A 9729-nucleotide genomic window follows, 5' to 3' on the forward strand; every position below is an offset into this window, starting at 1 on the left:
TTGTAAAGACAACAAGTCTCATGTTAATTTTAATTCTTAGAAATAAATTTCACTAATTTTTTGCCCCAACAAACGTTTGCATATCATTAGCTTTATACCATACTTTTTGTGAAAAATGCCATAAGCTAAAACCTGCCGTCTTAAAAAGTTTAGGGTAGTTATGCGAAAACGAAGGCTCGTGCCCATACAGTTGGGAATTGGGGTTGGTGTCAAAATTGTGGTCGGCCCCATTAGGCTCAATAGCTATAAATATAGTTTTTCCCAGTCCGTGAATGACCTTGAAAAGTTCTTGCAATCGAGGTTCGGTAAAATACTCCAAAACTCCCCTAGAAGTGACAAAAATGGTTTGGTCGCTGCCATTTTCTCTAACCCAATCAAGTGCATCTGAGGCTACAAACTCGAGCCTTTTGTTCGCTTTATATTTGCCATTATTTAATTCAATCTGATCTTGACTGAGATCGATACCGATGAAGTGATTGATATTAGGAAACTCTGAACTTAAATAGTTTAAAACATCCCCATTTCCAGTCCCAATCTCTACGATGGTATTAAATTCCTCTGGCTGATTTGATAATTCATTTTTCAGCAGTTCAAATATGAAGGTGCAATGTGGAATGAAATCCGTGTTGAAGGTATCTTCTAATTCCGAAAATAATTCTGTGGCCGAATGGTTGATCCAAAAATTGCGATTTTGTTCAGCTATGGTATCATAATCTTGAATTTTATCAAGCTTATTTAGCAGAGCGGCACGCATTAATCGTTCCGGAATACTCATGTTTTTTTTATTTCTATGCACGAGCGCAATTCTGTTCTCTGAAAGCTGGCGCGCCTTTTCAGGTCTAAGAAAAACGAGTGCATTACCTAATGTGCCTGAAAGAATTTGATAGAGGACGAGCTTTGGTTTGATGCTCATAAGGTCTTATGTACTAATGGTTTGCATTGTTTTTATTGTGGGGATACAGGATATAAAGATAAACTAATTGTTTAAAAAATTTATTTTTTCATCAATTTTATATTTGAAAAAATATAATTCAACAATTACGTTTATGAATGCTGTGGGCTATTGATAAAATTAATTTTTCTTTTGAACCATAAAGAATAATTCCATTCCGGTCCTTGATGGATGCGAGTTATAAGCCGGTTCCATCAATTGGATTTTGAAATGAGCTTCGAAATAATTTATATATTCTGTTTTGTTTCCGCCAAAAGGTGGTTTCTCAATATTTAAAGGCACGTTAAAAAGTAGACCTACAATTTTTCCGTTTTCATAGAGTAATTCAGAAGCTTTTTTAACGTAGGTCGGTCTTAGATTAGGATTTAGTGCGCAAAAGAAAGTTTGTTCAATTAGGATGTCAAATGACATTTCTAAATCGAAAAAATTCTTGTGAATGAGATGTGCGGAAGGGAATGAGGGCACCCGTCGTTTGATGTTATTTAAGGCCGTTTTGGAGAGGTCCACGACATATATGTTTTTGAATCCTTGACGGTGCAGATATTCGGCTTCGTAAGAATTGCCACCACCTGGAATTAAAATCTTCAATTCCTTATCGGTCAACTGATCAAAATACGTTTTGAGTGGCGGTGAAATCTCTCCCAAATCCCAACCCATATCTTTGTTTTTATAACGCGTGTCCCAATACTCTTCTGTTAAATTCACTATTTTTTTATTTAAATTATCAAGATAACATCCAAATGTATGTTCTTTTTCAAAATTCCATTTGCTTTTATATGAGATAATCACCTTATCATCCATTTTTAGATTCTATTTTGGTCTCAATTAAGTTGAAATCCCAGCGCCTGAGTTGGCATATTTTTACAAATCTTTACGATACTAGGACTTTGTGCAAAAGAGCTGAATGTTTACTTAATGAGTCGGAGATTATTTTGTGTGATATAAAAGCGCCACTATGATTTCTATTGGATTATTAAGATGCTTTATACTGGTGGTAATTTTTAGAAAAAAGTTATCTGTTTATACGAACCTCATTTTCAAATGAATGTATTAAAATTGAAGAGAGTGAAGAAAACCAATAGTTGCAATTTTTAGTTTTAGCTTAGGATTAGAGTAATATTGGTTAACTTTCAAAATTAAATTTTTTTATGTCAAAACAGATTAACACGGAGCAAGGCCTAAGTTATTCAAAGAAAGTTTGGATTGCAGGATTGATATTTGCCTTGATTACAGTCATACTTCTCATATTTGAAGCTACATTTAATATTGTCATGCTGGTTTTGGCCGGCGCATTGATTGCTTGTTATTTCAGAGGGATCAGCGGGTATTTAAAGCGTAAGTTCCATTTGAATGGCAAGCTTTCAATGGCCATCTCTGTATTTGGATCATTTTTAATTCTTGGTGGGATGATGTATTTGGTCGGTGCCACAATTTGGAGTCAAACGGTTTCGTTAAAAGAATCCCTCCCAGAATTGACGGAGAGTCTTAAGGATTTTCTTGAGCAAAGCGACATCGGTCGGGACGTTTTGGCTTGGGCCAATGAAATTACTTCTTCTAAAGAGTTCTCCAATTTCGTTTCCACATTTTTTATAACCACTTTTGGAAGTATCGCTAATATTTATATCATCATTTTAACTGGTATATTTTTTACCATTGCTCCAAATTTGTATGTTAATGGTATTACCGAACTTGTTCCGCCTCCCCATCGAAAAAGAGCCAAAGAAGTCTTGGATAATTTAGGAACAAGTCTTACCAAATGGCTTGCTGGAAAATTTATTGCCATGTTTGCTGTGTTCGTTTTGACGGCTATAGGCCTATTGCTATTTGATGTCAAGCATTGGCTTACCTTATCTATCCTTGCCGGGCTATTGAATTTTATTCCCAATTTTGGGCCTTTAATTTCAGCAGTTCCAGCGTTACTTGTTGGACTTTCACAAGACCTCAATCTGGCGATTATTATCGGAGTTATGTATCTAGCCATTCAACTTTTTGAAAGCAGTTTTATCACTCCAAAAGCCCAATATCATTTGATTCGGATTCCTCCCGCACTCATCATACTGGCCCAAATTTTCGTTGGGGCTTTAACGGGACTCTTAGGGGTGATCTTTGCCACGCCATTGATGCTTATTGTTATTATTTTGGTACAGGAACTGTATATAACCCCAATGAATAGGAAATATGAAGTCTCCAAAAGCCATAATTAAACTCTCGGTCAAGCCGCCGTTTTGACAACTTTAATTGCTCGTTTTGATGATGTTTATAATCTCATCTTTTTGAATCACCCCAGATTGTCTCCAAACTTGTTTGCCGTTTTTAAATAGGATCATGGTAGGAACACCACGGACTTGATATTTGGCCGCCAACGGCTGATTTTTATCAACATCTATCTTAATAATCGATACGCCATCGCCTAAACTATCCTTTACCTCTTTTAAAATTGGCGCCAACATTTTACATGGACCGCACCAATCGGCAAAAAAATCGACTAATACAGGTTTGTCTTGGTTTATTATTTCTGAAAACTTGCTCATTATTTATAGATTTTAATTATTAAAAGTGACCTTCCAAATGCCTCTTACTTCATTAAGATCATAGCCCAAGGCTTTATCTTTTGGATATAGAATGGTCAATTTTTTAAGTGTAGAAGGTTCAATGTTTTTCGGCTTCCCGTGACATTGCAAACACATAGGATTTGTTAAAATAGGGTAGTACACCTGTACGCCGGTATCGGATGTTTGGACCAATGGCTCGGGAGCCTCTTGGTTTGCAATAGTGTTTTTGTAGGTTTCTATAACTTCCAATTCCACAGCATTGGCTTGATTGTCCTGATTTCTAGGTTTATCAGAAACACGTTTCAGGCGTACATTATTAACCACTGCCATGCTATCTGTCAAAGGATAAGCCCTTTCATTACAAAAGGATAACGCACCTATGGTGCCGTCCTTCTGGATGGCTTGCATTAGGTTTTTCCCTAAAACAGCTTGCGCACTCAATGCATATTGCAAACCACGTTCAGCATAGATGGTAGTGTCAACAATTGTTGATGACGCTGTTTTTTCCTGATGGAGCTGTTGATCTACTTTTTTCTCTACTGAAATGCTCTTGGATTTTTTACCATCATTACAGCTGTAAAAGGATATGAATACGATAAATACGAAAGCTATGTTTTTCATTCTTATAAGTTTTATTTCGAAAGTTTGCCAGTGGCGCAACTTACAAAGGATTTTGCCTTTGAGGTTAAAGAATTACTGTCTTCTACCGATGGATACCCAAGATGTTTTAATTTTTCTTTGACTTGGATCGCATCGGCTTCATTCAAATAACTGAAAGATATCTTGCTTTCTTCTACATCTACTTGCAAATTACTAATGTTTGCGATACTTGAAAGTTTGGTAGTGATGGTGTTGACACAGCCCCCACATTTTAGATTTTGTACAACTATTGAAGTGTTCATGATTTTATATGTTTTATACCACTAATGGGTTTTGTTTTGTAATTTGATTTGCCGAGGTTTCGCTTCGTTTTATTAATATTTGCCTGTCTCTCGATCGACAGGGAATTTTAAAAATTATGGTTATATCACAAAAGAAACAAAGAGGAATTTAGCAAAAATCTTGGTGTAATTTGTGTTTGACTTTGTGAAACTTTACGTCATAACTTCCTGCTTGTTTAATTATGATAAAAGTAAATAAACTCTAAACTCTGAACTCGAAACCCAGAATACCTCATCAACTCGCCCGCCCATACCGGTCAGACGAGACCCCAGGTCATTTAAAGTGATCGATTTATAATGTCGTAGGACATACGAATTCTGAAACCGTAATATCTGCTTCTTTTATCGCTTTAAATCCACCGGCCACATCAATGAGGTTATGGATACCCCTACTTTTCAAAATTGAGGCGGCGATCATGCTCCTATAGCCACCCGCGCAATGCACGTAAAATGTTTGGTTACATTGAAATTCTGCCAAATGATCATTGATATAATCTAAAGGCGTGTTATTGGCGTTCAATACATGCTCTGATAGATATTCGCCTTCTTTTCTGACATCAAAAATCGGGACCTTATCTGTAGCGATAACTTCTTTAAAGGTTAGGGCTTGGATAGAAGTCACCGTATCATATTCAAAAGCTTCTTTTTTCCAGGTTGCAAAACCACCTTTAAGATAGCCCAAGGTATTATCAAATCCCACGCGCGATAATCGCGTCACGGTTTCTTCTTCTCTTCCTTCTGGGGTGACCAATAGAATTGGCTGTTTAACATCAGCAATTAAAGCTCCAACCCAAGGTGCAAAACCGCCATCGAGGCCGATAAAAATAGACCTCGGAATATGTCCCTTGGCAAATTCCTCCTGACTTCTGACATCTAATACCACGGCGCCAGTTTCATTGGCAGCGGCTTCAAAAGCCTCGGCAGATAAGGCTTGGGTACCTCTTTTTAAAATAGCGTCGATATCTTCATAACCTTCTTTGTTCATCTTCACATTAAGTGGGAAATAGGATGGGGGAGGCAACAAACCATCGATAACTTCATCAATAAATTCTTCTTTGGTCATATCGGCTCTCAACGCATAGTTCATCTTTTTTTGATTGCCCAAAGTGTCCACCGTTTCTTTCATCATGTTTTTGCCACATGCAGAACCTGCGCCATGTGCGGGATAAACGATCACATCATCGGCTAAGGGCATAATCTTGCTTCGTAGACTTTCAAACAGAAAACCAGCTAGATCCCTTTCTGTCAACTCGCCCATCTTTTGGGCTAGATCAGGACGGCCCACATCGCCTAAAAACAAAGTGTCTCCACTAAAAATGGCGTGATCCTTACCGTTTTTATCTCTTAAAAGAAACGTAGTGCTTTCCATGGTGTGCCCCGGCGTATGTAATGCAATGATGGTAATATTCCCAAGTTTGAATTCTTGACCGTCCTTGGCAATGATGGCATCAAAGGAAGGATTGGCATTAGGTCCAAAAACAATTGCCGCTCCCGTTTCTTTTGCAAGTGTCACATGGCCACTAACAAAATCAGCGTGAAAGTGGGTCTCAAAAATATATTTGATTTTAGCATCATCTCTCGTTGCCCTATCAAGATAGGGTTGTATTTCCCTTAACGGATCTATGACTGCGACTTCGCCATTACTTTCGATATAATAGGCGCCTTGTGATAAGCAACCCGTATAAATTTGCTCTATTTTCATAGTTTTAAAAAATTTGTTTTCCCGATACGCTCCGAGAAAGTTTACTAATTATTTGTGAGTTTTCCTTATATGATTATGTCTTAAGGAGTAAGTTTTGTTCAAAAGTAAGACCTCTTATCAATTTATGCAGTAACCTAGGTTACAAATTAATGTTTTACCATAAACTCCATGTAGAAAATGAAGAAAGCCATAACGAAAATGAAATAACCAAAAGCTTTCTTTAGTTTTTTGCCATTAATGAAATTACTTAAATAGCTGCCAATAAATATACCTACAAATGACAGTCCGGTAAATAATGCCAAAAATGCCCAATCAATGGTCATGGTCAAGGCGTCTCCCAAAAGGAAGCCTAATAGCGATTTGAATGCGATAATCATCAAGGAAGTACCAACGGCAACTTTCATTTCCACCTTTGCCAATATGACAAGTGCTGGAATGATTAAAAACCCACCGCCTGCGCCAATCAAACCGGTAATTCCACCCACGAGAAGACCTTCGAGTACAATTAAGGGATAGTTGTATTTGATTTTCTGGTCTTTATTTAAAGCGGTCTTATTATTTTCTTTGAGCATTGAGAACGCTGCAGGAATCATCAATAAGGCGAAAAACCCGAACATGCCCATTCGTCTTGTAAATTCGAAATCGCCTATCGTAAATAACAATTCAGGCAATGCTGGGACCACGAAATATCTTACCAAGGAGACGCCAACAATTGACGGAACCCCAAATACGATTGCGGTCCTCCAATCTACGAATCCTTTATTATGCTGTTTTATTCCACCTACCAATGCACTAGCACCTACAATAAACAACGAGTATGCTGTTGCAGCCTTTTCGTCAATTGAAAATAGATATGCTAAAACGGGTACGGCCAAAATGGAACCACCACCACCAATAATACCTAATGAAATGCCAATGGCCAAAGCGCTTATATATCCAAAAATCTCAATTAATTCCATTCATTATAACTTATGTGACAAAAATACCCCGTTTTCATGGTAATTGCGGTAACATTGGTTACATAGTCATAGATTAATTATTTTTAAATAGTTTCTGCCGAGTTCTATCTTACCAAGTTGCTCCATTTTTTTCAATAATCTTGAGATGACTACCCGAGAAGTGTAAAGGTCATAAGCAATTTCTTGATGGGTGTTATTGATAATATCAGTATCATTGACCCTCACTTTTTCAATCAAATATTGTGTCAACCTTTCGTCCATTTGATAGAATGCAATACTATCTAAGGTCATCAGCAATTCGTTGATGCGATTATGGTAACTTTCAAAAACAAAATTTCGCCAGGACTTATACTTCGCAGTCCATTCTTCCATTTTACCTACTGGAATCATGATCAGTTTGGTGTCCGTTTCTGCAATGGCTCTGATTTCACTTTGTTTTTGGCCCAGGCAACAGGTCATGGTCATAGAACAGGTTTCGCCTTTTTCTAAATAATAAAGTAAAAGCTCATCGCCTTCATTGTCTTCGCGTAATACTTTTATAACTCCAGAAATAAGCAATGGCATGGATTTTACATACTCGCCAATTTCCATCATTTTAAAACCTTCAGGAATCTCTTTAAAGGTTCCTACTTGAACTATTTCATCGAGCAATCCATCTTCAAAAATGTGCCCGTAACTTTCTTTTAATTGATTGATCATTTTCTAATTGCATTTGGTGGTTTAAAATTGGTGTCTCAAAAATTATATGGTCTTTTGATTGTGTAATCAAAGGTTGATGACTCATTCCCAATCAAACAGGATGAGTTTCTATTCATGTTTCTAAATTATTGGTTCAAGATAAGAAAGTAAGTGATTATGTTAGATAGAGATTCAATTTTTATTCCCAGTAGTGGGGTGTATTACCCGAGATTGTGGATTTATTAAAGCGTTTTAAGTCTACATCCTAGGTATTAAGTTTAAGATAGTAGGAGGATAATAAAGACGGATGCGAATAAGCTGCACTATGAATCATGAATTGATATTTGATCGGTAAGCTGGGAAAAATTCAGTGTCTATAGGCCCAGTTTCTACTGAGTGTCGTAAGTGATTTTCCACAAGTGTTTTATAAGCCTTTTCATCAACGATATGTTTCCAGATTTTAAAACTTTTAACTTTCTTCGAAAAATTACTTTTGAATGCGAAAAGTGAATCTTTCTTACTGCCTCTACCACCACCAAGATTTAAATATTCAAATCCTGCATTGGAAGATTTGATACGCATCTCATCAATAATGAGCTTAATACAGCTTGGATCATGAAAGTCTTCATTAAGAGCAGATAAATGATATTGTACAAATGGTCCTTTTGCTATGAATAAGGCACCACCGTTAATGATCTGTGAGTCATTATGAATATTCAACAACAATGTCGCATTAAAATCACTGCTCGACAAAAGCTGATGAAAATACTGCTCATCAAAGAAGTATTGTTTGTCGGCATTGACCCGGTTCATGGTCTCTCTATACAAGTTTATAAATGCGTGTAAATGATCCTCCCGTTTCGTTTCAATTACGGTACAGGTCTTTCGTGAGGTGTTTAAATAGGTCTTCATTCGCCTATTAAACTTTTTTCTCTGATCATCCAAGCTGTCATTCAGGTCTATATATACCACAGGACCAAGAGTAGCAATGGACCCAAAACCGTCAAGAAGCGACTCCTGATATTCCAAATACGGATGAAGTCTCGAAAAAACAGAGACGATTTTTAACTCTTTGAAAAAAGCGTTGAGTTCTTTATGAAAATTTTCCTTATTGAACTTTTCATCGATGTGCACAGCCAAAACCCCGGCATAGCCGTATACTGATACGGCATCAAAATAATTAGTGTCTTCGATTGGTCTTAAAAGCAAAGGGAATACCAAAGTCGAATTACCATCGGTGTATTTTATAAGGATTGGTAATTCGTTATCATTTTTAGAAATATGATGATAGTCATAAGTAAAGTAAAAATCCGAATGCTCAACCAATGTCAATTGCTCATTCCATTGTTCCTTATCCTTTATAACTTCAATCATGGATTTATTTTAATAACGAATTCAATATAAACCTATATTGTACAATGTCATCTCCCAATGATTAACAGTGAGTTCAATTTGGGTTAAAGTTTGCAACATCACTTCACCTCAGGTCTTTTAATGTTTTCGGGTTGACGGTTGAAACTATATTCCAAAAATACATATTTAACTTTAAAATTTCACAATTATTTGTTCAGTAGCTCATTAATCCGATAATTTTATTTTATTGGAATTATTGCGTTAGGTGATTATTTCTCGCAGAGACGCAGGAGGGGAGAGCGTAGGGGAGTTTGTGTGAAATGAGGGTTAAGTCTTGCCTTACAATTCGTGAAATTTACTTAAATCCTGGCTATCTGTTTATGTATCATGGACGAAGATGAGTTTTGCAGTATTCGTGTAACCCGCCCCTGGCTGGTCGGGCAAGTCCGTGACTTAAAAAAAGCTATTACACAAAGGGTCACAAAGAAGGCACAAAAGTTCACAAAGAAATGGATGCAATATTTTAAAAATTCGTGAAATTTGTTTGACATTTGATGATTTTCTATAAAATTCAACCACCTCTCCCGCCTGA

10 protein-coding genes are annotated in these 9729 nt (G+C 36.8%); 1 reads left to right on the forward strand and 9 read right to left on the reverse strand.

The window, feature by feature from the left end; translation table 11 throughout:
• Positions 1 to 52: 52 nt before the first annotated feature.
• The gene (locus J4051_RS10280; protein ID WP_208233775.1) at positions 53 to 913 is read right to left on the reverse strand and encodes a class I SAM-dependent methyltransferase; all 861 of its coding nucleotides are present in this window, start codon (positions 911 to 913) and stop codon (positions 53 to 55) included.
• 159 nt (positions 914 to 1072) lie between these two features.
• The gene (locus tag J4051_RS10285) at positions 1073 to 1657 is read right to left on the reverse strand and encodes a methyltransferase domain-containing protein (protein ID WP_208233776.1); all 585 of its coding nucleotides are present in this window, start codon (positions 1655 to 1657) and stop codon (positions 1073 to 1075) included.
• A 443-nt stretch (positions 1658 to 2100) separates the two neighbouring features.
• Here J4051_RS10285 and J4051_RS10290 point away from each other — a divergent pair, with 443 nt between their 5' ends.
• On the forward strand, positions 2101 to 3156 hold the full coding sequence (locus J4051_RS10290) for an AI-2E family transporter (protein WP_208233777.1): 1056 nt from the start codon (positions 2101 to 2103) through the stop codon (positions 3154 to 3156).
• Between the two features lie 30 nt (positions 3157 to 3186).
• Here J4051_RS10290 and trxA read toward each other — a convergent pair whose 3' ends face one another.
• The 7 genes from trxA to J4051_RS10325 all read right to left on the reverse strand — a co-directional run bounded on the left by trxA (position 3187) and on the right by J4051_RS10325 (position 9158).
• Positions 3187 to 3483 carry a thioredoxin gene (trxA, locus tag J4051_RS10295; RefSeq protein WP_208233778.1) on the reverse strand — a complete coding sequence of 99 codons (297 nt, stop codon included), beginning with the start codon at positions 3481 to 3483 and terminating at the stop codon, positions 3187 to 3189.
• A 12-nt stretch (positions 3484 to 3495) separates the two neighbouring features.
• Positions 3496 to 4125, reverse strand: coding sequence for a Tll0287-like domain-containing protein (locus J4051_RS10300; protein ID WP_208233779.1), 630 nt, complete (start codon positions 4123 to 4125; stop codon positions 3496 to 3498).
• Positions 4126 to 4136: 11 nt separating this feature from the next.
• Positions 4137 to 4406 carry a heavy-metal-associated domain-containing protein gene (locus tag J4051_RS10305; RefSeq protein ID WP_208233780.1) on the reverse strand — a complete coding sequence of 90 codons (270 nt, stop codon included), beginning with the start codon at positions 4404 to 4406 and terminating at the stop codon, positions 4137 to 4139.
• Between the two features lie 331 nt (positions 4407 to 4737).
• Positions 4738 to 6147, reverse strand: coding sequence for an MBL fold metallo-hydrolase (locus J4051_RS10310; RefSeq protein WP_208233781.1), 1410 nt, complete (start codon positions 6145 to 6147; stop codon positions 4738 to 4740).
• A 146-nt stretch (positions 6148 to 6293) separates the two neighbouring features.
• Positions 6294 to 7106 carry a sulfite exporter TauE/SafE family protein gene (locus tag J4051_RS10315; protein ID WP_208233782.1) on the reverse strand — a complete coding sequence of 271 codons (813 nt, stop codon included), beginning with the start codon at positions 7104 to 7106 and terminating at the stop codon, positions 6294 to 6296.
• A 66-nt stretch (positions 7107 to 7172) separates the two neighbouring features.
• Positions 7173 to 7805: a Crp/Fnr family transcriptional regulator gene (locus J4051_RS10320; protein WP_208233783.1), complete on the reverse strand. Its 633-nt coding sequence runs from the start codon at positions 7803 to 7805 to the stop codon at positions 7173 to 7175.
• Between the two features lie 309 nt (positions 7806 to 8114).
• Positions 8115 to 9158 carry a GNAT family N-acetyltransferase gene (locus J4051_RS10325; protein ID WP_208233784.1) on the reverse strand — a complete coding sequence of 348 codons (1044 nt, stop codon included), beginning with the start codon at positions 9156 to 9158 and terminating at the stop codon, positions 8115 to 8117.
• Between the last annotated feature and the right edge of the window lie 571 nt (positions 9159 to 9729).

This window comes from Gelidibacter pelagius (assembly GCF_017581925.1).
GTDB classification, from domain to species: domain Bacteria; phylum Bacteroidota; class Bacteroidia; order Flavobacteriales; family Flavobacteriaceae; genus Gelidibacter; species Gelidibacter pelagius.